At 56.3% G+C, this 25,356-nt stretch carries 26 protein-coding genes and 1 pseudogene; 8 read left to right on the top strand and 19 right to left on the bottom strand.

The annotated features are described in order from the left end of the window. The coding region (locus BG52_RS16475; protein ID WP_223298951.1) for a hypothetical protein at nucleotides 1–543 on the top strand (543 nt) is incomplete at its 5' end. 320 nt (nucleotides 544–863) lie between these two features. Here BG52_RS16475 and BG52_RS07980 read toward each other — a convergent pair. The 10 genes from BG52_RS07980 to BG52_RS07940 form a co-directional block, all read right to left on the bottom strand. Further along, entirely contained in the window at nucleotides 864–1,091 is a 228-nt protein-coding gene (locus BG52_RS07980) for a hypothetical protein (RefSeq protein WP_036583111.1), read from the bottom strand. A 242-nt stretch (nucleotides 1,092–1,333) separates the two neighbouring features. After that, the gene (locus BG52_RS16035) at nucleotides 1,334–1,498 is read right to left on the bottom strand and encodes a hypothetical protein (RefSeq protein WP_190287498.1); all 165 of its coding nucleotides are present in this window, start codon (nucleotides 1,496–1,498) and stop codon (nucleotides 1,334–1,336) included. A gap of 290 nt (nucleotides 1,499–1,788) precedes the next feature. Then, nucleotides 1,789–2,442 carry a DsbA family oxidoreductase gene (locus BG52_RS07975; RefSeq protein ID WP_036583117.1) on the bottom strand — a complete coding sequence of 218 codons (654 nt, stop codon included), beginning with the start codon at nucleotides 2,440–2,442 and terminating at the stop codon, nucleotides 1,789–1,791. 137 nt (nucleotides 2,443–2,579) lie between these two features. Further along, nucleotides 2,580–3,347 carry a TSUP family transporter gene (locus BG52_RS07970; RefSeq protein ID WP_036583118.1) on the bottom strand — a complete coding sequence of 256 codons (768 nt, stop codon included), beginning with the start codon at nucleotides 3,345–3,347 and terminating at the stop codon, nucleotides 2,580–2,582. Nucleotides 3,348–3,398: 51 nt separating this feature from the next. Further along, the gene (locus BG52_RS07965) at nucleotides 3,399–4,046 is read right to left on the bottom strand and encodes an amino acid ABC transporter permease (protein WP_036583119.1); all 648 of its coding nucleotides are present in this window, start codon (nucleotides 4,044–4,046) and stop codon (nucleotides 3,399–3,401) included. A 15-nt stretch (nucleotides 4,047–4,061) separates the two neighbouring features. Next, nucleotides 4,062–4,715: an amino acid ABC transporter permease gene (locus BG52_RS07960; protein ID WP_036583120.1), complete on the bottom strand. Its 654-nt coding sequence runs from the start codon at nucleotides 4,713–4,715 to the stop codon at nucleotides 4,062–4,064. 108 nt (nucleotides 4,716–4,823) lie between these two features. Then, nucleotides 4,824–5,684 (bottom strand): transporter substrate-binding domain-containing protein, encoded by an 861-nt coding sequence (locus BG52_RS07955; RefSeq protein ID WP_036583121.1) that lies wholly within the window; start codon nucleotides 5,682–5,684, stop codon nucleotides 4,824–4,826. Between the two features lie 102 nt (nucleotides 5,685–5,786). Next, nucleotides 5,787–6,515, bottom strand: a complete 729-nt coding sequence (locus tag BG52_RS07950) for an amino acid ABC transporter ATP-binding protein (RefSeq protein WP_036583122.1) — start codon at nucleotides 6,513–6,515, stop codon at nucleotides 5,787–5,789. Nucleotides 6,516–6,811: 296 nt separating this feature from the next. Continuing rightward, nucleotides 6,812–8,053, bottom strand: coding sequence for a multidrug effflux MFS transporter (locus BG52_RS07945; protein ID WP_397309797.1), 1,242 nt, complete (start codon nucleotides 8,051–8,053; stop codon nucleotides 6,812–6,814). After that, a complete protein-coding gene (locus tag BG52_RS07940; protein ID WP_036583125.1) occupies nucleotides 8,034–10,307 on the bottom strand; it encodes a glycoside hydrolase family 3 C-terminal domain-containing protein in 2,274 nt (757 codons plus the stop codon). Before BG52_RS07940 ends, BG52_RS07945 begins: the two co-directional genes overlap by 20 nt. Before the next feature lie 126 nt (nucleotides 10,308–10,433). Between BG52_RS07940 and BG52_RS07935 the strand changes: the two genes are divergently transcribed. Continuing rightward, nucleotides 10,434–11,657 (top strand): helix-turn-helix transcriptional regulator, encoded by a 1,224-nt coding sequence (locus tag BG52_RS07935; protein ID WP_051587853.1) that lies wholly within the window; start codon nucleotides 10,434–10,436, stop codon nucleotides 11,655–11,657. Nucleotides 11,658–11,704: 47 nt separating this feature from the next. Here the strand turns inward: BG52_RS07935 and BG52_RS07930 are convergent, their stop codons facing one another. From BG52_RS07930 to BG52_RS07920, 3 genes and pseudogenes are all read right to left on the bottom strand, one after another. Beyond that, nucleotides 11,705–11,905 (bottom strand): AraC family transcriptional regulator, encoded by a 201-nt coding sequence (locus tag BG52_RS07930; protein WP_190287497.1) that lies wholly within the window; start codon nucleotides 11,903–11,905, stop codon nucleotides 11,705–11,707. A gap of 32 nt (nucleotides 11,906–11,937) precedes the next feature. Beyond that, nucleotides 11,938–13,457 (bottom strand): annotated as a pseudogene (locus BG52_RS07925) (beta-galactosidase). 5 nt (nucleotides 13,458–13,462) lie between these two features. After that, entirely contained in the window at nucleotides 13,463–14,290 is an 828-nt protein-coding gene (locus BG52_RS07920) for a carbohydrate ABC transporter permease (protein ID WP_036583129.1), read from the bottom strand. A gap of 24 nt (nucleotides 14,291–14,314) precedes the next feature. Between BG52_RS07920 and BG52_RS16690 the strand changes: the two genes are divergently transcribed. The 4 genes from BG52_RS16690 to BG52_RS16455 are packed head-to-tail and all read left to right on the top strand — an operon-like array spanning nucleotide 14,315 to nucleotide 15,078. Beyond that, nucleotides 14,315–14,449, top strand: coding sequence for an AraC family ligand binding domain-containing protein (locus tag BG52_RS16690; protein ID WP_223298950.1), 135 nt, complete (start codon nucleotides 14,315–14,317; stop codon nucleotides 14,447–14,449). A gap of 34 nt (nucleotides 14,450–14,483) precedes the next feature. After that, a complete protein-coding gene (locus BG52_RS16465) occupies nucleotides 14,484–14,621 on the top strand; it encodes a hypothetical protein (RefSeq protein WP_223298949.1) in 138 nt (45 codons plus the stop codon). A 16-nt stretch (nucleotides 14,622–14,637) separates the two neighbouring features. Further along, on the top strand, nucleotides 14,638–14,988 hold the full coding sequence (locus BG52_RS16460) for a helix-turn-helix transcriptional regulator (protein ID WP_051587850.1): 351 nt from the start codon (nucleotides 14,638–14,640) through the stop codon (nucleotides 14,986–14,988). Next, nucleotides 14,989–15,078 carry an AraC family transcriptional regulator gene (locus tag BG52_RS16455; protein ID WP_223298953.1) on the top strand — a complete coding sequence of 30 codons (90 nt, stop codon included), beginning with the start codon at nucleotides 14,989–14,991 and terminating at the stop codon, nucleotides 15,076–15,078. A 93-nt stretch (nucleotides 15,079–15,171) separates the two neighbouring features. Here BG52_RS16455 and BG52_RS07910 read toward each other — a convergent pair whose 3' ends face one another. From BG52_RS07910 to BG52_RS07885, 6 genes are all read right to left on the bottom strand, one after another. Then, nucleotides 15,172–16,401 carry a response regulator gene (locus BG52_RS07910; RefSeq protein WP_036583132.1) on the bottom strand — a complete coding sequence of 410 codons (1,230 nt, stop codon included), beginning with the start codon at nucleotides 16,399–16,401 and terminating at the stop codon, nucleotides 15,172–15,174. Further along, nucleotides 16,376–18,250 carry a cache domain-containing sensor histidine kinase gene (locus BG52_RS07905; protein WP_051587849.1) on the bottom strand — a complete coding sequence of 625 codons (1,875 nt, stop codon included), beginning with the start codon at nucleotides 18,248–18,250 and terminating at the stop codon, nucleotides 16,376–16,378. Before BG52_RS07905 ends, BG52_RS07910 begins: the two co-directional genes overlap by 26 nt. Nucleotides 18,251–18,371: 121 nt before the next feature. Continuing rightward, nucleotides 18,372–19,262, bottom strand: coding sequence for a carbohydrate ABC transporter permease (locus BG52_RS07900; RefSeq protein ID WP_081793685.1), 891 nt, complete (start codon nucleotides 19,260–19,262; stop codon nucleotides 18,372–18,374). Between the two features lie 18 nt (nucleotides 19,263–19,280). Next, nucleotides 19,281–20,174 carry a carbohydrate ABC transporter permease gene (locus tag BG52_RS07895; protein WP_036583135.1) on the bottom strand — a complete coding sequence of 298 codons (894 nt, stop codon included), beginning with the start codon at nucleotides 20,172–20,174 and terminating at the stop codon, nucleotides 19,281–19,283. A gap of 95 nt (nucleotides 20,175–20,269) precedes the next feature. Further along, the gene (locus tag BG52_RS07890) at nucleotides 20,270–21,622 is read right to left on the bottom strand and encodes an extracellular solute-binding protein (protein ID WP_036583137.1); all 1,353 of its coding nucleotides are present in this window, start codon (nucleotides 21,620–21,622) and stop codon (nucleotides 20,270–20,272) included. Between the two features lie 374 nt (nucleotides 21,623–21,996). Next, nucleotides 21,997–22,917: an ArsR/SmtB family transcription factor gene (locus BG52_RS07885; RefSeq protein WP_036583147.1), complete on the bottom strand. Its 921-nt coding sequence runs from the start codon at nucleotides 22,915–22,917 to the stop codon at nucleotides 21,997–21,999. A 418-nt stretch (nucleotides 22,918–23,335) separates the two neighbouring features. On the opposite strand from BG52_RS07885, the gene BG52_RS07880 reads away from it, so the two are divergent. Both BG52_RS07880 and BG52_RS07875 read left to right on the top strand, forming a co-directional pair. Next, nucleotides 23,336–24,640 (top strand): ABC transporter substrate-binding protein, encoded by a 1,305-nt coding sequence (locus BG52_RS07880; protein WP_081793689.1) that lies wholly within the window; start codon nucleotides 23,336–23,338, stop codon nucleotides 24,638–24,640. 140 nt (nucleotides 24,641–24,780) lie between these two features. Beyond that, on the top strand, nucleotides 24,781–25,356 hold a 576-nt coding region (locus BG52_RS07875; protein ID WP_223298952.1), incomplete at its 3' end, for a carbohydrate ABC transporter permease.

Genomic DNA, 25,356 nt, shown 5'->3' with positions numbered 1-25,356 from the left:
CGCCACAACCTCTGCTTGCACATCCGCCGCAGCCTTGAGGTCGCCGTCCTTCTCGAGCGAGTACACGACATCGGTCACCGAAGTCTCGGCATTCACATCAATGTTGTATTTGATTTTCAGAAGTACGGTAATGCGCTCGCCCGCCTTCCTGTCTTTCTTATCCTTCTTATTCTTCTTATCCTCATTATCCGTATCATCGCCGTTATCCTCATCTTGCTCGTCTTCCTGACGACCCTTATCGCCATAGACGGAACCGGTTACCGTGTCGGCTTTACCTTTCCCCTTATCCGCTTGAATCTTTGGTTTCTGCTCATCTTTCTTGTCGTCCTCTTAATTCTCCTCATCGTCATCCGCTGCATCCTGCTTGTCCCACGATGCCCGTATTTCCCCTCTGCCCTGCTTTCCGCTATTTCTGTCGTTCGGTCCTGCAGCCGCCAATGTCGTGGAGGCCATCAAACTGAAAGCCAGTACAACAATCAACATCACCGATTTCTTCAACTAAATCCCTCCGTTTTGAATCATATAGTATTGCTGTCACAATAGTTTTCGGCGGCAAAATGCTTTTTGTGCAGGTTTATGGGAAAATTTACTGAATTTTTTTACATGTTGTCGGTGACTTTTCCATATATCATTCCATCTACTCCCTATAAGTCGAACTACCTTTGAAAGGCAGGAAGCGTCACCAAACAACAGGAAAAGCTCCCGCTTTTCAGCTTGATTAACCGGAGCTTTTCCCGCATAAGGATCCAGTATCAAACATCCGTGCAAGTTTAGCAGGAGCTTTTCCTGTTCGCCTTGACGGGTGCAAGCGTTGATGCCCGACGATCCTTTTTTGCAGCATTCCATCCTCTGTTCCTCTTCAGCTAGCTTGTCAACTTGATCATTTTCCCGTTTCTCTCTTCCCGCTCTTCTTCAGAAACGAGATCATATTTTTTCAAAAGATGAAACAGCTCGTTCAACGTTTGCTGCGCATGCTCGTTCTTCAAAAATTGACGCAGCGTTTCGCCCAAATGGGCCGGCAAAAAGCTCTGTTGGCTTTCCAGCTTCCGAATGACATCTTCTTGGGAATGATCGATGCTGCATGTCCCCATGTTCAAACACCTCGATTATCCGTTTATATTTTTGATTTTCCACCATTATAACGCCTAACCGCTCTTCCGTGCGCACAATGGTCGGCATGATGAATACGGAGGATCCCGCAGCAGAACGGAGACCAAGGCATACTACGATGGCTCCACGTCGCGGATAAGGGTCTCGATCAGCATGGAAGACATTCTTGAAGGCCTCAACGCTAATCGTCGACCGGGGCATATCGCAGCCCAGCCCTGATCGGCTAGTCTTCGCCCGGTTCGTAAGGCGCCGCGCCTTGACCGCCGGCTTTCTCGGCGTCATCCGCCGCATCCTTCGTATCCGACATGTCCATCGCGGCGGCTATCGAAGCGACCATCCTGGCCGCCTCTTCCTTTGGACAATTGACAATTTCGTATAAGATACCCATTTTCAAATCATCCTTTCTTGCTGACGTCGATCATTCCAAATGCCATGATGCAAACCCTCCACCATTTCCCGGTGTCTTACAACGTATACGTGGGCGGGCCCGGCCTCATGCCTAGACAGCCTTAACCGCATCAGGAATTCGCCGGCGGGACGGGGGCCTCATCATTTTTTCTGGTATTGGTTTCAAATCGCATACAGCAGACACCGCCGCCCGCGAGAGCTGACAAGGCAAAGGCCCCTGCAACGTTCTGCAGGAGCCTTCTCGCATAGGGTGCCGGTCACGAAGCCGCATTAGTCGCAGCCATCCGGTCCGCAAACCATATCTTCGTCAGCAGCCGGGCCGGTCGATTGTTTGGCCAACTCCTTGGTGATCGCTTGCTCCAGCGCCTCCCGCGACCGTACGCCGCGCAGCACCGTTTCGCCAATGACAATCGTTGGAACCGCCGTAATCTGCGCTTCATTATAAGCGTGAGCCAATGCCTGCTTGTGCGCCTCCCGATATTTGCCGGATTCCAGCGCCTCGCGGTACTCCGCCTCATCCAGCCCGATTTCTCCGGCGAGCTTCATCAGCACATCCACCTGGCCGATGTCCAGCTCCTCCTGAAAAAATGCCTTGAACATGCGATGGTTGTATTCATTGCCCTTCCCATGCTCCTTCGCATACTGGAATCCCTCGAACGCCAGATGGGTATGCGGCTGTGGGGAAACCCGCGGCAGCACCATATTCACCCCGTATTGTTCGGCCATCGGATACACCGACTGGTTCCACACGCGCGGCAGATACTCGTCCTCGGGACGAAGCGTTTCGTTCGGGTATGGACGGAGCTCATATGGCATCCACTCGACTGCGACATCCTTGCCCTTCATTGCCTCCTCCAGAGGCACCTCGGCGATATAACAGAATGGACACACATAATCGGAATACACCTTGATTTGAACGGCCATCTCGCTGCCTCCTTTATTATCGGCTTTCTTGTCATAAGTAGTATAACCGAAAGGGGTGGCGGAGCCAAAAAAACGGCGGCCGGGCCGCGCGCACCCGACCCACTATGCCTAGGGCTCTGCAGGAAGAAAGCGCTCATTTATCCCGCCGTCATCGTCCAAACCTGCCGGACGATTAGCACAACGCTGATGCCGATGAACAGCGGCCGCACGTAGCGCGCGCCCTGCCGGATCGCCAGCCGGGAACCGGCCAGCGAGCCGAGCACCATGGCGGTCCCCATGATGAAGCCAATCCGATACTCGACCATGCCGAAGATGGCGAACGCACCGAGGCTGGCGATGTTGCTGCCGAAGTTGAGCAGCTTTGCGCTGCCGGCCGCCTGCATGAAGTCGAAGCCGAGCATCAGGAAAGCAAAAATAAGAAAGGAACCGGTGCCGGGTCCGAAAAAACCGTCATAAGCGCCAAGCAGCAGTGCCGCCGCCGCAATCAGCACACCGCTGAGCGCGGTCAGCAAGCGAAACGAGCTGACGCTGCCCCAGTCTTTTTTCAGCAAAGTGTACGCCGTTACCAGCACGAGCAGGACAACTACCAACGGGCGAAGCCGGTCAGCCGGCAACTGCTGCAGCAGCACCGTGCCGCCGACCGCCCCGATTAAGGTCAAAGGAAGCAGCCTGCCTGTCAACCGCAGGTTCACATAACCCGAGCGCATGAACGACAGCGTGCTCGTCAGCGAGGACATCGAGCTGGCAAGCTTGTTGGTGCCCAGCGCAAGATGCGGCGGAAGGCCGGCCGCGAGCAGCACCGGCACGGAAATCAGGCCGCCTCCGCCGACGACGGAGTCGATGAAGGCCGCGATAAATCCGCCCACCGCGACCAGAAGAATGGTTTCAATCGTAAGCTGTGTCAATGGTCAAACCCGCCTGCCTTCCCAGCCTTCTTCGCATATCCCGCCGCCGTGTTAATGCTGCGGGGTTTCAAGCCGCCTCGCCACCTGCGACAACGTATAGTTTACCAGGAAATAAATGGACGCGACTAGAATCAAAATCGGAAAAACAAAATCGAAGTCAGCCATAATAATTTTTGCGTTATGCATAAGCTCTGCCAGACTCACAATCACGACAAGCGACGTATCCTTGAGCAGCGATATGAACTGGCTCACAATGGGCGGCACCATCCGTCGCAAGCCAATAGGCAGTACGATATGCCACAGCGTCTGCATGTAGCTCAAGCCGGAAGCGCGCGCCGCTTCGACCAGCCCTTTCTCTACGGACTGTAGACCGCTTCTTACGAGCTCGGATATCATGGCCGCCTCGAAAACGGTAAGCGCCAGAATCGCCGACCAGAACGGCGTGATTGGCAGGCCGAGCTCCGGCAGGCCGAACCGCGCGAAGAAAATGAGCAGCAGCAGCGGCAAATTCCGGATCGTTCCCACAATCGCGCCGAGCACCTGTGAAAGCACCGGCACACGCGCATATCGGATCGCGCCGATGAGACAGCCGAAGATAAAGCTTAACGCAATTGCGAGCAGAGCAAGCCTGAGCGTCATACCCAAGCCTTCCATCAAAAACGACAAATTGTCAGGCGAATAAGCGCCGATAAAATCCATCCCGATCCCTCCTCCTTATCCGGTGCGCGCGAGCCGCTTCTCGAGCAGCCGAGTCGCATAGCTTAACGGAATTGTGAGCAGAAGGTACAGGAGCGCCGCCATAAAAAGCGCGTTCACCGTCTGGTACGTTTCCGAATTGACGATATCGGCGTAATACATCAGGTCGAAGCCGGAGACGACGCCGAGGATCGATGAGTTTTTCACGAGATTCAGGAACTGGTTGCTGATCGGCGGCACCACGATCTTGATCGCCTGCGGAAGCACGACATGCCGCATCGTCTGAATGTAGGTCAGGCCCGACGATCTTGCAGCTTCGCTCTGACCGGCAGGCACAGCCATGATGCCCGCCCTGATCGCTTCCGCAATGTAAGCGGACGTGTACACGGTCAGGCCGATTGTCCCCGATACGAAGCCGCTTAGGATAATGCCCAATGCCGGCAGGCCCAGAAAAAAGATATACACTACCAACAGCAGCGGTATGTTGCGAAAAAACTCCACGTAGGCCCTGCCGAGCCACCTCAGCGGACGAACCGGCGTCATGCGCAGAACGGCTACGATCGTGCCGAGCATGAAGCTGCCGGCGAGCGCGATCAGACTTGCGTAGAGCGTATTGCGCAAGCCTTCCATATATTCCTCCGAGTAATCGAACAACAGCGCGAAATCGATCATCCCCGTTCACTCCTCCCTCTACAAAATAACCCTCAAAGAATATAAAATCTTTAAGCAAAAACGTCCCTTTCCGCCAATTCGGAAAGGGACGTTTTCCGTTCTCCGTCTTTACTCTGCCGGCGGCGCCTCACCCATCCACTTCTCATATTGCTTCGCATATTCGCCGCTGTCCTTCATTTCCTTCAGCAGCTCGTTAACCGCTTCGACCAGCCCCGTCTCGCCTTTCTTGACAGCGATGCCGTACGGCTCGTCGGTGAACGTGCCGCCGACGACCTCGTAATTCGGATCCTGCTGCGACATGCCGAACAGGATCGCGTTATCCGTCGTCAGCACCTCGCCTTGCCCCGCACGCAGCGCCGTGAAGGCTTCCTGGTAGTTCTCATATTGCTGTACCCGAAGTCCGTCCACTTTCTCCTCGATGTTCTTGATCGAGGTAGCGCCTTTGACGCCGAGCACCTTCGTATCGGCGGTGACGTCGTCGATGCTGCGGATCGGGCTGCCTTTCTTGACGAGCAGCGACTGTCCGGCCTTGAAGTAAACGTCCGAGAAATCGACCTCTTTCTTGCGATCCTCGGTAATCGTCATCGTCGCGATGATGAGATCGATCTCGCCGTTGTTGAGCATTGGCATCCGCGTTTTGGAGGTAACCTCTTTCAGCTCCAGCTTCGTTTCGTCGCCGATCAGCTTTTTGGCGAGCGCCTTGGCCATGTCGACGTCAAAGCCCTCAACCACGCCTGTGCCCGGGTCCTTCAAGCCGAACAGCTTGGTATCGTATTTAACGCCGGCGACCAGCTTGCCGCGTTCCTTGATTTTGGCGATAATGCCGCTTTCGGCCTCGCCGGCCCCACCCGTAACCGTGCCTTCGCCGCCGCTGCCCCCCGACGAATTTCCTCCGCCGCAAGCGGACAGTACAAGCAGCATGCAGACCAGCAATATTCCGGTGAACGGCTTCCCCTGACGTTGTTTCATGAACCTTCTCCTCTCCGATTGCGCGATATGATTTCTCATTACGGGTTCCCGAGCAGCAATCGGAATACGCCGCGGAGCTTCGCTTCCCTTTTTGGCGAGCATTCAGTGGTGCAGCAGCCTGCTTAAAAACAGCTTTGCCCGCTCCTCCCGCGGATTCGAGAAAAAAGCCTCCGGCTCATTTTCCTCCACAATCGCTCCCTGATCCATGAACACGACACGGTCAGCCACCTCGCGGGCGAAGCCCATTTCATGCGTCACGACAATCATGGTCATGCCTTCGCGGGCGAGCGTCTTCATAACGTCCAGCACCTCGCCGATCATCTCTGGGTCCAGCGCCGAAGTCGGCTCGTCGAACAGCATAATGTCCGGCTTCATCGCCAGACCGCGCGCAATGGCAACACGCTGCTGCTGCCCCCCCGACAGCTGGGACGGGTAAGCGTCCGCTTTCTCGGGAATGCCTACCTTCTCCAGGTAAAACAAGGCGGTTTCCCTCGCTTCCTTCGGCGGCACGCCGTTCACTCGAATGGGAGCAAGCGTGATGTTGTCGATGACCTTCATATGCGGATACAGATTGAAATGCTGGAATACCATGCCGATGTTTCGCCGCAGCTTGTTAATGTCCGTGCGCCGGTCGTTCACATTGACGCCGTTCACGCTCAGCTCGCCGCTTTCTACTGTCTCCATCCGGTTGATGCAGCGGATGAGCGTGCTCTTCCCCGAGCCGGAAGGGCCGATGACGACGACGACTTCTCCCTGCTCAATATGTAAGCGGATGTCGCGAAGCACATGATTGCTGCCAAAGTGCTTGTTTACCTGACGAAATGTGATCATAACCGATAGCCTCATCCTTTCCTACTCAGCCCTGTTAACCATGGTTAAAACCAATTACCCTTATGTCTATGCGAGTAAACCCTTAATTTTCCCAAATGAAAAAGGCGACTTCGTCCGCAGCTCGATCTGCGTTCAAAATCACCTTCGTAAACCGCGATGCGCCTACGTGATAGCAGCCTTTGTATTCCTACTCCTCCGTTGTATTCGCCGAAAGGCAGGTCGCTTATTGGGGCGTGGCGGACGAAGCCAATCCTCCTTGCCCTCCGGCGCTTGAGGGCCCGCCTGCCGCCCGGCCCTTACAGCGGCCGGCGACGAACCAAGCCCAGGTAGCAGCCCAAGGCGCCGATATTGCAGACGGCGATCACCAGTCCCATCGGCAGAGCCGTCAGACTGCCGCCGAGGCCGACCAGCGGCGAAGCGACGGCACCTAGCAGCATCGAGAACAGGCCCATCAAGGCTGCCGCGCTGCCCGCCGACTTCTGATGATTCTGCAGAGCCAGCGAGGAGCCGGCCGTGCTGACGATCCCGATGCAGCAGACGATGATGAACAACGGAGGCAGCACGTAGGTCAAACCGGCTCCGCCAATCAGAATCAGCAGCAGAATCAAACCGTTGATCGCCGAGAGATACAGCCCGAACGCCAGCACTCTTTTCTCGCCGAAACGCAGGGCGAACCGCGCGGCAAGCTGGCTCCCGACGATAAAGCCGACGCCGTTCGCAGCAAACATTAAGCTGAACACCTGCGGCGACACGCCGAATATGTCCTGCAAGACAAAAGGCGAGCCTGCAATGTAGGCGAACAGCCCGGCCGAGACCAATCCCAATGCCAGCACATACCCCATAAACGCACGGTCGGCCAGCAGCATCCGCATGACGGAGAGCGACTTGCCCAGTCCTCCCTTGACGCGGTTGTCGTCTGCCAAGCTTTCCGGCACGACGTAAAAAGCCGCCAGCAGCATGCAGGCGCCGAGCCCGCCCAGAACGAGAAATATGCCCGGCCAGGCGATAACGGCGAGTAATAATCCACCCGCAATAGGGGCCAGAACCGGGGCGGCCCCGCCAACCATCGACAGCATGGCAAAGAACCTGGTCAGCTCGGCTCCGGCATAATAATCGCGCACGATCGCCCGTGCGATCACGATGCCGAAGGCCCCGGCAAAGCCTTGAACAAGCCGCAGCAGGACGAAAACCTCGATCGACGGCGCCGCCGCGCCGAGCATGGAAACGGCCACGTAGACCGACATGCCGATGAGCAGCGGCTTCCGACGCCCTACCGCGTCGCTGACCGGCCCCGCAATCAGCTGACCGCATGCGAGCCCAAGAAAAAAGGCCGTCAAGCTTAGCTGCGCCGAAGCGGAACTTGCCTGAAAGTCGCCGGCCAGCATCGGCAGCGCCGGCAAATACATATCGATCGACAGCGGCGCCAGTGCCGTTAGAGAGCCAAGCACCAGCACCAGCTGCAGCCGGCGGTTTCTAGCCGTTCGCCTGGCTTCCGCTGTGGAAAGTGAGGCCTCCATCTCAGCTTGTGAGTGCCGCAAGCCCGTTCAATTCCGCCAGATCCCGGGCGAGCATTTCTTCCGTATACTTGCCTTGTCCGAAGCCGATCATCGCCCGAAGCGGCATATACCGCATCATCGCAAGGAACATCTCGGGATTGTCGCCCAGCGCTTCCTCCAAACCGAAATTCGCGATAAAAGCGTTGGCTTTCCCGGCCGTCCTCGGATTGGCCATCAAATCGCCGATGTTCGTATTGCGGTCAAACACAACCGCGAGCGGCTCGCTCGACTCGACTTCGACCGCAGCGGACAGTACAATTTCCCGCGACGATTGGCCGACCAGAAGCTCGAACGTTCCGGTCTCCACATGCCAATCCTTGCGCTCGACATTGTAGTAGGCAAATGCTCTCTTATCCAATTCGAAGGTCACGGTCTTCCGCTCACCCTGCTGAAGCTCGACCTTGGCGAACCCCTTCAGCTCCTTCTGCGGACGGATCACGCTGCTCTCTACATCCCGTACGTACAGCTGGACAATTTCCTTGCCTGCGCGGCCGCCGGCATTGGCCACCGTAACGCTTACCTGCAGCTTCTCGTTATCCATAAGGCTCTGTTTGTCTACTTTCAGATCACTATATTCGAACCTGGTGTAGCTAAGGCCGTGACCGAAAGGGAATAACGGCTCGACTTCCTTCTTGTCATAGTAGCGGTACCCGACAAACAGGCCTTCCTTGTACTCGACCTTGTCGCCTTCGCCCGGGAAATTCAGGTACGACGGATTGTCGCTGAGCTTGACCGGGAACGTCTCCGCCAGCTTGCCGCTCGGGTTGGCCTCGCCGAGCAGCAGCGCCGCCACGGCCCCGCCGAATGCTTGCCCGCCAAGGTAGCCTTCCAGTACGGCCTTCACCTTGCCGATCCAAGGCATTTCCACCGGCGACCCGTTGCTGAGCACGACGACCAGGTTCGGCTGAACCTCGGAAACCGCTTCAATCAACGCCCGGTGATTGTCCGGAATCTCCATATGGGTACGGTCATAGCCTTCCGATTCATAGCGGTCGGGCAACCCAATGAACAGCACGGCTGCATCGCCCTTCCCCGCCGTCTCTCTCGCCTCCGCTACCAGCAAATCGTCGATGTCGTCGCTCTCCAGCTTATAGCCCTGCGCATACATGAACGCAACCGAAGCGCCCGCAATAGCCTCCATCTCTTCCAGCGCATCGTCAAGCTTCGTCGGATTTACGTGTGAGCTGCCTCCGCCCTGATAACGCGGATTTTTCGCGAACTCGCCGATCACGGCGATCTTGCCCTGTTTCCGAAGCGGCAGAATGCCGTCCTCGTTCTTCAGCAGCACCATGCTCTCCTCCGCCATCTTGCGCGCCAGTGCGTGATGCGCTTCCGGATCGTAGGCTGCGCCCGGCTTCCGGTTGTCCACCGCCTTGAAGATGAATGTCAGCAACCGCTCTACCGCAAGGTTCAGCGTTTCTTCCGGCAGCTCGCCGCTCCTCACTGCCGCGACGAGCTTCGCATCGCCGATGCCTGTGCTGGACGGCATCTCCAGCTCCAGTCCGGCAACCAGCGCTTTCACGCGCTCGTTCACCGCACCCCAGTCGGACACGACAAAGCCTTCGAAGCCCCACTCGTCCCGCAAAATCTTGGTCAGAAGATATTCATTCTCCGACGCATATTCCCCGTTCACCCGGTTATAGGCGCACATGACGCTCCATGGCTGGGATTGCTTGACCGCGCCTTCGAAGCTTGCCAAATAAATCTCGCGCAGCGTACGCTCGTCGATGACCGCATCCACGGACATCCGACGATGCTCCTGATTGTTGGCGGCGAAATGCTTCAGCGAGGTGCCTACGCCCTGGCTTTGCACACCCTTGATATGATGGGCGGCCATTTCGGACGACAGGAACGGATCCTCCGAGAAATATTCGAAATTCCGGCCGCACAGCGGCGACCGCTTAATGTTGACGCCGGGTCCCAGCAGAACGGCCACGTTCTCCGCCTGGCTTTCCTCGCCGAGCGCTTTGCCGACTTGACCGATCAGCTCGCGGTTCCATGAGGAAGCCATCCCGGCCGCGGACGGGAAACAGGTAGCCGGCACACTGTTATGCAGGCCAAGATGGTCGGCGCCCTCTTTCTGCTTCCGCAGCCCGTGCGGTCCATCCGTCACCATGAGCGATGGAATCCCAAGTCTTTCGATGCCTTTCGTGTTCCAGAAATCGAGGCCGGAGCATAGACCTGCTTTTTCCTCAAGCGTCATTTGATCGATCAAACTACGGATATGTACCTTCATCGGGCGCACCCCTCCCAGGAATGGCTAAGCGTTTTCTTATCATCAAGCTTAACGCAACACATCGGTATATTTATGGTATTATTATTATGTAAATTGTACTTATGTTAGATGTCTGGAGGCATCATTATGCGCATACCGACACCGGGCGATATCGCCTATATTTGCAAGCAGATATTTGAGACCTTCGGCATACAGGCCCGCCCTTTCGACCAGGATGAAATCGCTGCGTTCCTGGATGGCTCGGCACCGGCGGATCCGCCCGTCATCCGGACGTCCGATTTTTTGGAAAGCTTCCTGATCGTGCGCCTCCCCGCCGGGCAGCAGGCTTCAGCCGCCCTGGTGATCGGCCCGTCGCTTTTTGCGGTCCTGCCCGACAAAACCGCGCTGGGTGTGCTGAACGACAATGACGTGCCTAATGCCAAGCACGCGGAGTGGCTGCGGCACTACGCCAGTCTCCCGGTGATCGATTCGATGAAGCTGCTGCACGCCGGCCTATTGATTCACTACCTGATCCATGGCGAGAAGCTGGACATCGATGCCGTCCTTAGCCACAACCTTTCGCGCCGACCCGCCGGTATTACGGCTGACATGATCGATATCAGTCTCTCGAGGCGGAGGGAGAACAGCCTGCTGCATCACGACCCGGCGGAAGAAAAGGACTTGATGCAGCATATCCGCAACGGAAACAAGGAGGAGGTGCTGAAAGCCCACGCCTCGATCCAGGTTCACAAATTGGGCACCCTCTCCAAACGCAGTCATCTCCGCAACCGGAAAAATTTGGCCATCTCCGCAATCACGCTTGCGACAAGGGCCGCCATTGACGGCGGTCTGCTCTGGGAAGTCGCCTATACGCTGAGCGATTTACATATCCAGCACATCGAGGAACTCAAGGACATCAGCCAGGTGGAGCGTGCGCTCATCGAGGCGTTCGCCGATTTCGCGGACCGGGTGCGGCAGAACAAGGAACGGAAAGGCTCCGGAACGGTGGCGCTGTGCCGGAACATCATTTTCAACCGATTATATGAGGACATTACATTGGAGCACCTTGCCGCTGTGACCGGCCTTAATGCCAGCTACCTGTCTCAGCTGTTCAAGAAAGAGGTCGGAACCCCCGTTAGCGAGTACATTCAGCGGGAACGGATCGAGGAAGCGAAGAAGCTGCTAGAGCTTACGGACATGCCCTTGGCGGACATCGGCGCGCGCCTGCAGTTCAACGACCAAAGCTACTTTACGAAGGTGTTCAAAAAGCACGCCGGCATGACGCCGAAGCAATTCCGCAGCAGCCGCAACAGCGCAGCAGCAAAACGCCATAACAAAGACCGGCAGCCGGTCGCCTCCACTCGGGAATGAACAGCCCCGCTGATGGCGGGACGTCGCTATTGCACACTTTCGGCTCATTAGCGGCACGGGATGCCGCTAGCCATCGCCGAATACGCAAAATCGTTCCGGTAACGGCACGGCGTGCCGCCACCGTCCGCGCGATACTGGCCCGGCGTCGTGGTGTAGTATTTGCGGAATACCTGCATGAAGTGGCTGACGTCCGGATACCCGACCTCTTCGCCGACTCTGGTGACCGTGATCGATCTCCGTCGCCGCAAGCAGCTACGCCGCGCGTTCCATGCGCAGCACATTACAGGTCTGCCCGCTTGCACCCAATGCGTACGCCCCAAGGCTCGATCTCCAGCTGCTCGCCTGCCGCAACCGACACATTCGCCAGCAGCTCCCGTCCGTCGCTGTGCGCGAAGCGGAACGATACCGCCTTGCTTGAATAGTTGAAGTAATACCGGATACGCCGGTCGTCCGCATTAAGGCCTGTCTTCACGATGAGCGGGAACGCGAGCTCCTGGTCGTCTCCCCATAGCCCGGCCTCTTGCACAGCGCTTTTCAGCACGCGGCTGATCGTCTCCGGGCTTGTCATGCAGCCGACATAGGTTGCCGTCCCCTGCCCGAACCGGTTGCGCGTGATCGCCGCATATTGTCCCCATTGCGGATGATCGTAGGCGGCCAGTACCTCCGTCTCCGCAGTCGTCGGCGTCAGCAACTCCATCCACGTGCCCACGGAGCCCGCTTCCTCGTTCAAAGCGAGCGAGCCGCCGGTTAGCCCGACAGTCTTCGGTTCCGCAAACATGCTGTACGAAACGCCGCAGGCCTCCCCGATGATCCCCGGCTGCTGCGACGTGCGGACCTTCACATTCTCGTCCGTAAACCCGCTCTTGAAGGAGTAAACGGCATGGCCGCCGCCCTTCACGAATGCGTTCAGCCGCTCCAAAGCGTCGTCCGGTACGGCGTACAGCGCCGGAACGACGATCAGCGAATACTCGCCCAGCCGCTCGCTGGACGGCTGAATGAAATCGCACTCCACATTCATTTTGTAGAGCTCGTCGTACATCCAGCGCACGACGTCGTTATAGGTTTTGCCGTCTGGGAGCTTGAACCATTCCATCGCCGACAGCGCCTCGTTGCTGACCATGACCGCTACCCGGCTGCGCTTGCGCAAATTGACCAGCTGCTTGCTCAACCTGGCAAAATCCCGGCCGATCGTCTTCGCCTCGTTATACACCGGATTCGGCTGAAAATCGTGGCTCAGCAGACCCTTCCAATACGTCTCGAACGAGTTGTGGATCGAGTGCCAATGCCAATATGCCACCATATTCGCACGCGCATATATTTCACGAACCCCAGCTGGACATTCGGCCCGGCCGTGTCATAATGCTTCGTCTCGTTGTCCGTCTGATAGCCGATAACGGCCGGATGGTCCTTCACCCGGTCGATCAGCTTGCGGATGATCCGCTCGGCGTAGTACAGGTACACGGGATTGGTAATGTCCATGATCTGGCGCGCGCCGTAGCGTCCCGGTCCCTTGGCGGTGACAGCCAGCACATCAGGATACTCCTTCGCCATCCATGTCGGAATCGCATAGGTCGGCGTTCCCACAATGACGCGGATGCCTGCCTGATGCATCGCGTCGAGCACCCGGTCGACGGAGCTGAAATCGAACACGCCGTTCTGCGGCTCATGCGAGCTCCAGGTCGATTCCGCGATGCGAACCGTGTTGATGCCCGCTTCCTTCATCATCCGGATGTCTTCCTGCAGCCTGTCATAAGGCATATATTCGTCGTAATAAGCGACGCCGTACAGCAATTGATCCATATTCATCAGCCTTTGATCGCTCCTTCGGCAATACCGTGCATAATGAACTTCTGAAAGAAGCCGTAAATAATGATGACCGGAATCGCCGTCAGGACGAGCGCGGCCAGAATGAGCGACCATTCCTTGTTATACTCGCCGAACAGCATGTTGGTCGACAGAATCAGGGTGTACCGATCCGCATTCGTCAGCATGAGGAGCGGCAGCAGGAAGTCGTTCCAGATCCACAGGAAATTCAGAATCGCAATCGTAACGGTGATCGGCAGCAGCAGCGGGAAAATGATGCGGAAGAACGTTTGGAACTCGCCGCAGCCGTCGATCGCAGCCGCTTCCTCCAGCTCTCTCGGAATCGACTTGACGAATCCGTGGTACAGGAAGACCGCCATGTTCACGCCGAGACCGATATAGATGAGGGCAAGCCCGTATGTGGTGCCTTGAACCGACAGCGTTTTGGCCATCCGGGTGAGCGGGATCATGATGGAATGGAACGGCACCAGCATCGACGCGATGAACAGGAATAAAATGACGCCGCTCACACGACCGCCGGTCCGGGACAGCTTGTACCCGGCAAGCGCCGCGCAGACCACGATGCCGGCGATGCCGATCGCGGACACAATCACAGAGTTAATCGCGCTGTTCAGCAGATTGATTTCATTAAACGCGTTCACATAGTTCTCAAAGCTGAGGCTGGTCGGCAGCGACAGGAACGATTCGAACATTTGACCTTGCGTCTTGAACGAATTGATCAGCACCATATAGATCGGGAAAAACGAAAGCGCTGCTCCGACGGCAAGAATGGCGGTAATGAGCCCGGATGATAATTTCCTCGCCCTCATGCTTCCACCTCTCCGGATTGAAGCGTGCCGCCGGAATCCCATATCGGATTTGAAATCGTCCTGATTCTTGAAGGCTGCCAGGAAACGGTCATGGAGGAAAATCGTTACCTGCTGTACCCCGGCGATATGATGCAAATTTGCCCGGGTTCAAGCATGTGAACCGCTGCGTTTAGAAGGAAGGGATGCGCTACTTTTGCACGCATTTAACATGGACGATCCGGCGTTCCGGCAGGAGATGATGAAGCACGACCGGATTGTGTTCCCGGCAGGCTCCGATGACAACGGCAAGCGGCGGGGCGGGTACTCGACCGCTGACCGTTTTCGGATGTAGGCGCATTTGTTGGAGCTTGTTCGGCATTCTCGCGCAAATGGTTTCTTCGATTGCGGAAAAGGGCGGCGAGAAGCCGTTAGCCCCTACCTCGATGCAATATGCCAAAGCGATCGCTGAAGCCATGAAGGCGAATTTCAATCCGCACCTGCCCAACGAGGAGCAATCCGGGGAGCAAATGTTCCGCATCCACGACATTGCGTCGTCCCTCGGGATTAGCCCCGGCTACGGCCAGGAGGTTTTTCGCAAGGTATACGGCATTTCGCCACGGCGGTATTTATCGGAGCTCAAGCTGCAGGAGGCGAAAGTAATGATTCGCCAGCCCGAGCTCACGCTCAAGGAAATTGCGTCGAGGCTCGGCTACTCCTAGCTGTCCCACTTCAGTCGGCAGTTCAAGCGTTGGACCGGCATGAGCCCGTTGCGGTATCGGCAATCCAGGAACGACGAAACGCCCCGCTGACGCAGGGCGTTTCTCGGCGTTGGCTAGAGGTATGGGTGCCGCCAGCACCGCACAATTCCGTCCCGGTCAATCCCGCATCCGAGTGAAGATATACTAGTTTATAGCGCGGTCCGCGCGGTACCGGCTCGGCGTCATATCGTAGTACTTACGGAAAACCTGCGTGAAATGGCGGACATCGGGATAGCCGACCTCCTCCCCGATTCGGGTGACCGTCAGCTCCGTGGCCGCGAGCAGCTCAGCCGCTCGCTCCATGCGCAGCTGCGTCACGTACTCCTTGTAGCCCCAACCGGTTTTCTGCTTGAACAGCTTGCTGAAATATACCGGATTCAAAAAAACGACCGAAGCGACCAGCTCAAGCGAAAGGTTGTTCCTGAAGCTGCCTTTGATGTATTGCAGGGCGATGTCGATTACATCGTTTTTGGCATCGGCTGCGGATGAAGCGGAAGCGGCTGCGTATCCGGCTGCGATGGGAACTGCGGCATCAGAAGCGCCAACTGCCGCAAGCCCTCCGGTTCCACCCGCATGCAGCTTGCCGATCTCCTGCGGAATCGCGTAAAAATCGGTCAGCAAACCGCTCATATGGAAGCGGTACGGAACCTTCAGGCAGCTGTCGAGCTGCCCAGCCGCGCCGGCTTGGAACGATTCCGGGGTCACGCCCTCGGCAAGCGTTACGACGCCCGCGAGAAAGTCGCCTTCCACGCTCACGATAAAGCCCCGTCCATTCATGGCGATATATTCCGACATCACGTTCTCGGCGATAAAATTGCGCAGCGTCAGTTCCCGGCTGCTCTCCAGCCTTACCGTGAGCAGATGGAAGCGCTCATGTTCTTCCCGGATGGCGGTTAAATCAAAACAACCGAGATCCAGACCTTGTATCCAACGCCGGAAGACGGCTTCGCGCAGATAGTTCAAATTCATCTGCAGCAGCGCCTGGCCGGACATCTGGCGCTGCTCCTCATCCCATTCCGCCTCCAAAGCGGTTACCGCCTTGACGATCTGGTCCTTGCCGAACGGCTTCAGGAAATAATCGCGCGCGCCCAGCCGCATCGCTTCCTGGGCGAACGCAAATTCGGAATGGGCGGAGACGACCAGCCATTTCATATTCGAATGGGTCGTGCGCACCTGCGCCAGCAGCTCAAGACCGCTCATCCCCGGCATCATAATATCGAGAAACACCGCATGGATCGGTTCGTTCACCAGCACCCGGGTCGCCTCGTCGGCGGACGCGGCCGTCGTCACCCCGATGCGGGGAAACGCGCTCCCGATCGTCCGCTTGATCCCTTCGCGAATCGCTCTCTCATCGTCCACCACCAAGATGTGCACCGCCTGCTCCCTCCTCCTCACGCTGCGGCTTCAACACGGGAATGACGACGGTTACCGTCGTGCCCGCATTCTCCTCGCTTCCGATTTGCAGGCCATAGCCTGGACCGTATTCGAGGACCAAGCGCCGGTGCACGTTGATCATCCCGGCTCCCGACCCCGAGGACTCGCTACCCAGCTGCTGCTGCTCCACAGCCCCCCGCTTTGCCTCCTGCGGCCGATTCCGCTCCAGCATCTCCGCCTTTCGAAGCGCGCCTTGAAGCTCGTTCAGCCTGGCCGCGGACATCCCTTTGCCGTTATCCTGAATCTGAATCCGAAGCGTCTGGCCCTCATCCGACTCCGTTGTGGCGATGCGCACCAGCCCCTGCTCCGCGCGGCCGGTCAGACCGTGAATGACCGCGTTCTCGATCAGCGGCTGCAATGTCATTTTCGGCAGGGAGGTGTGCAGCCATTCGTCCGAAACCGCATGCTCCACATGAATGCGTCCGTCGGATCGGGCCTGGATAATCGTCAAGTAATGATGGATCTGCTCAAGTTCTTCCCCGAGCGTGGCGGTGGAGCTCTTCCAGTCGCTGCTGTAGCGGAACATGCGGGACAGCGACAGGAGCAGGTTCGCCAGACGTTCATCATGCTTCTCGTCCAGCAGCCAATAAATCATCTCAAGCGTATTGTATAGAAAATGCGGATTCACCTGCGATTGCAGCGCATGAATTTCCGCGTTTTTTTCGCTTGCCGCCGCCATTCGCACCCGCTCGACGAGCTGATTGATCTCTCCAATCATCCGGTTGAAATGGTCGTTCAAATAATGGATTTCGTCATAAGTCCTCATCGTCGAGAGCCGCGTATTCAAATTCAAATTGCCGCGCTCCACCTGCCTCATCTCATGGACGATCGTCTTGATCGGCTTCGATATGGAGCGTGAGATCAGCGTCGCAATCACGATGACGACCAGCAGCAGCGTTACCGTCAACAGGATGAAGTAGCGGTTCACCTTCTCCAGCTCGACCTGGGCGACCGGCTTGGACGTATAATTCAGCAGCTTCCAGCCGAACCACGGCTCTTTGCCGGTCACGACCAAGCGGCTGCTGTCGCGTACGACGGAAGCCCGCTCGCGGAACGGCATCCGCGATAGCGCCGAGAGCTTCGGCGGAAGTCCGTTTTCATCGCTGGACACGAGCAGCCTGTTATCGGCGGAGTAGACGAATGTCCGGCTCTCCGGCGTGATCGACAAATTGTTCAGCGAGGAGATGAACGCGCGGGGATCGGCTTCCACGATCAGCACGCCGAGCGGCTGCCTGTCGTACAGATTGCGGACAACGCGGCCGAAGGTGAACAGCCTATTTCCCCGAACGGTCAACGGCTCCTCCAGAATGCCCCCCCACACCATGCTCCCGTCCGACTGCCTCAGCTGTTTGTACCAGTCGCTTTGCAGAAAACGGTCGTTGATCGGATAATTGACCGCCTGGTAGTTGTAGAGATTTCCGGTATTCGTAATGATATGGATGCCTTTGACGTCGTTATAGCTGTACATGATCGTGCCGAGCTCGCCCATGATCGTCAGTTCCTTGCGGAACTGCAGCGCGGGGTCCCGCTCCTCAACCGAAATCATGCGCTGGATATCCGTATTGCCCGTAACCGACTTGGTCAAGCTGTCATACCCTCTTGCGAGCAGGGAGAAATTTACAAGTGCCTGGGATACGTTCCGCTGCGCGGCCTCGCCTACCCGGAGCTCGATTTGCTGCGTCGTGTACCGGTAAAAAAGTCCGCCCAATACGGCGAGCAGCGCCAAAGTGGACACCAGAAACCATAAAAACAATTGCGTGCCGAACGCATTGAGCCGGAGCCGTTTCACTGCCGCGTCCTCCTATGATTATTCCTTTTCGTTCCAGCGGCTTAGTCCCGCTGCCCGGCAGGCGGCCCCCGAGCAACCCTGCTTAGCCCCCGCAGGACGCGGCCGGCAGCCTTTCCCCGCTTCAGCCCTTTACTGCGCCGGCTACCATACCCTTCGTTATTTTCTCCGAGAGAATGAAATAAACAATGATGACCGGCAGGGCGCCCAGCACGAGAAAAGCCCCGATCGCGCCGTAATTGGCCGTGTATTGCCCGATAAAGCTGTTTAAGCCGAAAGGAAGCGTCTTCAGTCCCTCCGCCGAAAGGAACGTGGCCGCAATTATAAATTCGTTCCAGATCGAGATAAAGGTCAGAATCGTCACCGTCATGATCGGCGGGACGGTAATCGGCAGAATGATGGAGAGGAACGTGCGGTAAATCGATGCGCCGTCGATCATCGCCGATTCTTCGATTTCATGCGGAATGCTTCGCAGAAAGCCCGACAGAATGAAAACCGCGATCGGGATCGAGAACGCGACATACGGAATGATGATCGACAGATGCGTGTTCAAAATATTCATGTTCTTAAAAATCACCATCAGCGGCAGCAGCGTCGACTGGATCGGGATCATAATGCCGATCATGAACAGCAGCAGAACGGCGTTGCCGTACCGCCAGCGGAACCGGGTGATCGCATAGGACACCATCGCGCTGAAGAAAATCGTCAGAAGCAGCGTCAGGCCCGTGACCACGATGCTGTTCTTGATATAATTCAAATAATTTCCCGACGTAAACGCATCCGTGTAATTTTCCCATTGCCACGTTTTCGGGAGCGCGAAAAACTGTCCGGACATGATTTCACTGTTCGTTTTAAAAGAGTATAACAGGAGCCAAACAAGCGGGTAAAGCTGTGTGACGGCGAGCACCGCCAAAAAACACCATGCGCCGAGCTTTTTCGCCTTGCGCCAGCTCACGGTACGGGACTCTGCCGCCGCCTGTTTCGCGACGCTTGCGCCTGCGGCTTCCGTAATCATCGTTATCCAGCTCCTTTCTTAAGAGATGGCTTCCTCGGCCCGTTTGAACAGCCGGTTGAGCAGAACGGTCATGACCAGACAGAACACGACCAGGAAGGTAGAAATCGCGCTGCCGTATCCGTACTTGAACGAATTGAACGTCGCCAGATACATATGCGTGGAAATAACCTGCGTGCTGTCGGCCGGCCCGCCGCCCGTCATGACGACGATCAGGTCAAACGCCTTCAGCGAGCCGATGACGGCAAGCACGACGGAAATTTTGATGACCGGTGCCATCAGCGGCAACGTAATATGCCGGTCCGCCCTCCAGCCCTCCGCGCCGTCGATGCTCGCCGCCTCGTAGATGTCGGACGAAATATTTTGCACGCCGGTAAATTGGATCAGCACGTGGTAGCCGATATACTGCCACAGAATGACGAAGCAGAGGGCGAAAATCGCGATATCCGTATCCGCCAGCCACGTCCGTGTCCAGGAGTCGAGGCCTGCCGCCGTCAGCAACTTGTTCAGCATACCGCCCAGCGAGGCCGGATTGTAGATTGCTTTCCAGAGCTGGCCGATGACGACGACGGACAGGATAACCGGCAGAAAATAGCTCGACACCAGAAAATTCGGCCTGCGGACGTAGCGGCTGAGCAGGATCGCTACCACGATCGCAATCGGAATCTGGGCCAGCGAGAACAGCGAAATGTACAAGGTCCTTAAGACCGACGGCCAGAAAATCGGGTCCTGCGTGAACATGAAAATGTAATTATCCAACCCGATGAACACGGCATCGCCCATCCCTGCCCATTCCATCAGGGAATAATAGACCGATACGAGAATCGGCGCGAAGACGAATGCCAGGTAAAACAACAAACACGGAAGCACGAAAACGGTGATCGTTCCCTTGCTTACTCTCAATACACCATTCATCCGTTTCCCCTCCCAGCGATGCCCGTTCACCTCCCGTGAACGGATGTCAGGAGCGGCGAAGGGAACCCCTCGGCTCCCTTCGCGCTGATCCTCTTTTATTTTTTGCTTGCTTCCCATGAAGTTTGATGCTGCTGCGCGAGCTCCTCGGCCTTTACGCCATCGTCCACAAGCAGGCTTTGCAGCCCATTCAGGTGAACCTGGGTCGTTGCCGGCTCGATGACGTTGTCAAAGTTCATATCGCCGCCTTTTACCTGATTGAAGAGAGCCATTACATCGATTGCAAGCTGAGAGTAGCCTGCCGCCTTCATATCGCCGTCTACCTTCTGCGCCAGGCCGACGGCCGCTTTTTTCTCAAACGCGACCTTCGGATAGTTCATCAGCAAATATTTCAGGAACTTCTTGCTTTCATCCAGATTCTCGCTGTTGGCGCCGAGCGCATATGCGGTTCCAGGAGCGATGACATAGTCGCCGGCGCCGCCTTTGCCGCCGACGCTCGGGAACGGCAAGAAACCGATTTTGCCCTTAACCGCCTCCGAAGCATCGATCGCCGAAACCTCCCAGGTGCCCATGTAATACATGGCGCCCTGGCCGTCGCGGAATTGCTGAGACGTCGTGTTGTAATCGTACGTAGCTGCGCCTTCCTGGTATGCGCCGGCCTTGATCAGGTCCTGCAACTTCTGGATCGCTTCGACAAATACCGGGTCCGTGAACTGCTTGTTGCCTGCGACCACCTCGTCCAGAAACTTCGGCCCGCCGTTCACGCGCTGCAAAATGTTCGTGAACATGAAGGACAGCGGCCATCTGTCTTTGCCCGCAACCATCATCGCCGGAATGCCCGCTTCCTTGAACTTCGGAATCGATGCGATAATATCCTCATAGGTGGCAGGCGGCTGAACGCCGGCCTTCTCGAACAATTCCTTGTTGTAATAGATGCCGGCGATATTCATATTGTAGGGCAGCGCATAGACGTTGCCGTCGAACGTGTAATAATCCAGTACGCCTTCGAGGAACGTCCCTTTCAGCTCATCGTCGAGCATATCGTTCAGCGGCGCGAGCACTTTGCCGTCCGCAAACGGCTGCAGCTGCGCGCCGGGGTTGACCATCGTGATGTCGGATACTTCGCCCGATGCGGCCTGTGTTTTCAGCTTTACCTTCTGCTGCTCGATATCCAGGCGGTCCCACTCGATTTTGACATTCGGGTTTTCCTTCATATAATTGTTCGCGATTTCTTCCTCGACCTGATACTGCGGCGTCGACTTGTCCGTCTGCAGCGTCTGGAACGTAATCGTGACGTTCTCTTTTGTGCCTCCGGCGTTGGCCGCCGCGCCGCTTGCTCCGCTTTCGCTTCCGCCGGTTCCGGCATTGCCGCCGCTATTGCCCCCGCAAGCCGTTAACACAACGGTAAGTGTTGCTGCGGCAATCAAGCTCAATGTGCGCCGTTTCTTCATTCGTTTATCCCCCTCAACAAGATAATAGCGCTTACAAGCACAACTTTACAGGGAAAAGGCCCGTCCGATAATGTAAAAATTCAAGCATTGATGTTTAGATTTTTTACTTTTTATGTGCTTTCCGCGGCAAAACGTGTCAAAAGACGAAAGAGCTGCGTCCTCGGCCATTTGCGTCGACCGGGGCGCAGCCCTTATTATACTTGCTAAACCGCAGATGCAAGTGGAAAATAGTATAATACTGCCATATGCGCAGAAGTAATTTTTCGCCCGCTCGCCTGCCTATCAAACGCCCTATGCAGGTTCGAGACCCTCCCCTCGTCAATGGATTGAACGACACGCTGAACGACTGCGCTGCGCGCCCTCACGCTCTTCAATCACGAAGTCGCGACGTCATAAATGACCCGCGCGATCAGATCCTGCTTGTAGTTGCCGAAGTTCTCCCCGAATATCGTCAATCCGCCGGCGCGGCCGGTATCCGATACGCCGATTCTGAATTTGATGTCTCCATTCTGCTTCAACCGAAGATCGGATATCGTCACATTGGAGATCAGACACCCGTCGATGAAGGAGCCGTTGTCATTAATCCGCAGCAGCTTGATCAACCCGTATTGGTTCAAATGGGGCGGCCACCACTCCGGGTTGTATGTCCCTCTCTCCTTCCCGAAATCCCCCGGCGACGTCCATACCCCCGCCTCCACGCCGTTCACGCTGAACGAGATATCCGAAGGATAATCCTCATTATAGCCCGGCGCTTCCGAGCTAAGCTCCATGATGAACTGCAGCTCGCTGAAACGTTGATTCGGCTTCAGATAATTGGGAATCCGGTACTCCAGAAACCCTCTGGTCAGCCAGACGATACCGGCGTTGATCCGCTGCGGGTCGGCAAAATAGCGAGGATTGTCGAATTCGCCCACAATGCTGTCCTTGGTCGCCAGTCCGCAGGTCGGTTCCGCGTTGTAATCGCTATAGTGGCCGACCTTGACTTCAACCTCGTATACGTTGGCATTTCCCGCACTCTTGTTTTTGAGATCGACCGAAAGCGTATCCTCGTTCAAATAGCATATTTTCTGGATGCCGTGCCGGCCGACGGCGGTCGTAATATCGATCAGTCCGCTCTCTTCCAGCTTGCGGATGTGCATCGTAATCGCGCCGTTGGTGAGACCGAGCTTCTCCGCGATCTCGTTCAGATTGAGACTGTCGTGCTTCGTAAGAAGCTCCAGTATTTCGATTCGGATCTCGGAACTGAGCGCTTTAAAAATATTTAAACCCGATCGGAGCTCCTTTATATGTATCACCGGTGCATCACCTCTCTCCAATCTGCGATTGTTTTAAGTTATTATAAATCAAAACACAAAAATTAGAAAGTGAAACGTTCATTGGCGCAAAACGTGCCTTTCGCTATCGCCGCGACAATCCAACCCTGCCAAAAGCGAGAAAACCGGTCCGTACCCGCCGTCGAAACCAAAAAAAATGTCGGATCACTTTATTTAAACCTATATAAAACTTCTCGGAAAACGCATTCATTTTCGTGTTGACAAACAAAAACGGGCTATATATTATAAAAGCATGAAATGTTTTATAAATACTTAAATTAAATCAGGCAGCGTTTTGACCAGTTTATTTCTTCCTTGCCCGGCTTCCACTCCCGAGGGAGTTAAGCATAACAAATCAATTTATTGAGGGGGAAAAGAAGTGAGAAAGCAATGGGTTACGATGCTGTCTCTTCTGCTGGCGCTCACGGTCATCCTGTCGGCTTGTTCCGGCGGCAGCGGCAGTCCGGCCGAAGAAACCGACAAAGCGGCCGGCGGCGCGGCTAACGGCTCGCCGACAAAGCTGCAATTCTGGACATTCAACGAGCTGCATCAAACGTTTTATGAGGAAATGGCCAAACGATGGAACGAAGCCAATCCCGACCGGCAAATCGAATTGGTCGCCAACACTTTCCCTTATGACGATATGCACAACAAGCTGTTGGTCGCGCTTCAATCCGGAACGGGCGCGCCGGATATCGCGGACATCGAGCTCAACAAGTTTCCGAACTTCCTCAAGGGAGAGCCCCAGCTTCTCCCGCTGAACGACGTTATCGATCCGGAGATTAACAATGTGGTGAAATCGAGGCTCGATATTTATGCCAAGGACGGCCAGTATTACGGCATCGACTTTCACGTCGGCGCGGCCATCATTTACTACAACAAGGAAATTCTCGACAAGGCCGGCGTGAACGCCGACGACATCAAGACCTGGGCCGATTATGAGGCGGCGGGCAAACAGGTGCTGGACGCAACGGGAGTTCCGATGACGACGCTCGAAACCGCCGACTTGTGGTCCCTCTGGCCGCAGGTCTCCCAAGCGCCGGGCAATGACGACTTCCAGACGGCCGACGGACAAGTCAACATTACGAGCCCTATCGTGGCGGAACCGATCAAATGGCAGCAAAACCTGCTCAAACAAGGGATCGCGATTCCTGCGCCCGGAGGCAACCATCATACGGAAGAATACTACGGACTTATGAACAGCGGCGGCGCCGCCTCCGTCTGGATGCCGATGTGGTACATGGGGCGTTTCGTTGATTACATGCCCGATCTGAAAGGCAAAATCATCATCAAGCCGATGCCGGCATGGGAAGAGGGCCAGCCGCGGTCCGCAGGTATGGGCGGTACGGGCACGGCGGTCATGAAGACCTCGAAGAACGCGGACCTGGCAAAAGCGTTCCTCGCTTTCGCCAAGCTGTCGAAGGAAGGAAACATCGAAATCTGGAAGCAGCTCGGCTTTGATCCGATCCGTTCCGATGTATGGACCGATCCGGCGCTGAGCGAGCCGAACAAATTTACCGAATATTTCGGTCCGGACATTTTCGATGTGCTGACCGAGGTGAAGGATGAAATCGAGGGTGTAAACATCAATGAGAAGACGCCGGCAATTTCTGACGCCTTCCGAACTTCGATTCTCGTGCGCACGCTCCTCGACAATGAAGATGCCGACAAAGTGTTGAACGAAGCGGCCGGCCAATTGAAGTAGCCGGACGCGGACGGCGTAACCGGCCCGCCCGCCGGGGCCGGTCATGCCGTTATTCGAAGGGAGGGCCAGCGATGGCAAACAGCTCGCCTGAAGCAATCTCACACGCGGAGACGCCGAAAGCCGTCAGGACGTCGTCCGGCATGTTATATTCGCAGAAGATCGCTCCTTATATTTTCGTGCTGCCTTTTCTTATTTCATTCGCCGTATTTTTCGTTTACCCGGTCCTGTCGGCCATCAATATGAGCTTTCAGGAGGTGCTGCCCGGACAGGTTAAATACATCGGGCTCGCCAACTATAAGGATCTGTGGAACCCCACGTTTCTCAAAGCGATCGTCAACAGCAGCAAATACACGCTCTATTCGATTCTGATTCTGATTCCAATCCCGTTGATACTGGCCGTTTTTCTGAATTCGAAGACGATGATCGCCAAAAACTTTTTCCGTTCCACGCTTTTTATTCCGGCGCTGACGTCCGTTGTGGTCGCGGGAACGATCTTCCGGCTGGCTTTCGGCGAGTTGGAAGGGTCGCTGATGAATACGTTCGTCACCTCGCTCGGCTTCGAGAAGCAGCGCTGGCTCGGCAAGGAGAACCTGGCGATGATCACGCTGATCACGCTGGCGGCTTGGCGTTGGATCGGCATCAATCTGCTTTATTTCATGGCCGGGCTGCAGAACATCCCGAAGGAATTGTACGAATCCGCAGAGATCGACGGCGCA

The sequence above is a fragment of the Paenibacillus darwinianus genome (genome assembly GCF_000598065.1).
Classification (GTDB): Bacteria; Bacillota; Bacilli; order Paenibacillales; family Paenibacillaceae; genus Paenibacillus_I; species Paenibacillus_I darwinianus.
This window is presented reverse-complemented; position numbering and strand designations above follow the sequence as displayed.